Origin of the sequence: Gelidibacter algens (assembly GCF_001678675.1) — a bacterium.
In the GTDB taxonomy this organism is placed as follows: Bacteria; Bacteroidota; Bacteroidia; order Flavobacteriales; family Flavobacteriaceae; genus Gelidibacter; species Gelidibacter algens.
Genome location: NZ_LZRN01000111.1, coordinates 1 through 1,624, shown reverse-complemented (window position 1 = coordinate 1,624; position 1,624 = coordinate 1). Strand labels below are relative to the sequence as shown.

Sequence of the window (1,624 nt, the reverse complement as noted above, 5' to 3'; positions counted from 1 at the left end):
GTATACTTTCATTATAAGTCTTAACTTCCTTCATATAATCATAAGAGAAAATCAAAAACTTTAGGTTATCCTCTTTTTTATAAACCTCTTGAAGAACTCTAAAATCCAGAAAATCTGACTCATATTGTTTCGCTCGGAACTCTGCATCCTTGAAATATAACATTTCGGTCAAAAAACTCAAATATTGCATAAAGGGAGAATCAATGATATATGAATTTTCTCCTCTAAAATCCCACAAATTATCTACCCATGCATATTCAATTTTATCTTTTACATCTTCTAACAATAGATGATTATACCTTATTATCTTATAAAATTCAGATTTAAAATTCTCAAATTCTGTGAGCATTTTTCCCCGGGCATTCATCCGTATATAAAGATTCTCAGTGAGGCCGAACTCATCAAGATCCGTAAAATAAAAAGTTACCAAATTACTATTTTCTCCAATAAGTTTATCCAATAAACCCTTAGGTGCATTGATTAGGTTTTCATTCTTCGATAAGGTTTGCAACATGTTCAACATTCCTGAAACAGTTGGGTCTTTCTTCCATTCGTCATTGAACCAAACCGAATCTTCAATCTCAGATTTTATGTTGGACAAGTCCTTTATATTTCTAATTTCCAGGAGAAGCTTACAAAAATCGTGAGCTGATGGACGTGTCTCATAAGAAAACCTTTGTAGAATATTTTTTATCTCATTAAGTCTATTTTCTTTCAGAGCAATGAAAAAATGAAGTAAAAATAAAGTTGTCAGTCTTTGTTGACCATCCAACGGAATAAAGATTTTTCTTTTTTCATCTTCCTTTATTTCAATCAAAATTGAACCATACACAAAATCAAGTTCTATTGCCTCATCTTTGAGAATTGATTTAATTAAATATTCATCAACAAACTTTTTTCTTAACCTTTGAACTTCAGGCGTACTTCTGCCCTGCGCATAATCCCTTTGAATGATAGGCACTTCAATTTTGTCATAAGAATTACATAATTGCCAAAAAGTATATTTATTATTCATTATCAACGGCTAATTTGGTTAAATATGGTTCAAGTTTTTCCTCTATATCTTTATAGTAATTTTCTTTGTCCACCTTGCTCCAATAATAAGGCTGTAGATCTGAGGATGTATAATATTTTAAAAAAATGTTTTTTGTTGTAATGGGTATGTAGCTTCCTTCTTTCTCTAACTCAAGTATCTTCTTTCGTTTGACTGGGAATATTGCATTATTGAGGGAAGAATTATGATATTTTGATAATAGCGCTAGATTATCTAAAATATGCACTGATTCCGAATCGAAGGTTTGAATTAAATCATTTCTTAGTTGGTTAAACTCTTCCTCATCAATCCTTTCCTGAAACAGCAAATTAGAGATCCTATCCTTGTAATCTTCATTAATTGAAATAGAAGTTGTTTTTTCTGATTGATCGCCAACTTCCACATCAATTTTTTTGATATCCTTAATCACATCATATGTGTCTTCTAACCATTTTCTTATACTATTTTGTTCCTTCATTTCTTTAGACTGCTGGGCATGAATATGTTCAATACTCCAACCTCCATCCTTTTCTATCTTTTTATACAGGTTAAAAGGGAATCTATTTTTCTTGTAACTTTGGGTTACTGCAG

General features: G+C 30.9%; 1 protein-coding gene and 1 pseudogene. Both read right to left on the bottom strand.

All coding sequences use genetic code 11. The annotated features are described in order from the left end of the window. Positions 1–1,015, bottom strand: a 1,015-nt coding sequence (locus tag A9996_RS19295; protein ID WP_157487268.1) for a DUF262 domain-containing protein, incomplete at its 3' end; no start/stop codon positions are given. After that, positions 1,008–1,624, bottom strand: a pseudogene (locus A9996_RS20160) (hypothetical protein); the annotation flags it as partial. The pseudogene A9996_RS20160 and the gene A9996_RS19295, both read right to left, overlap by 8 nt.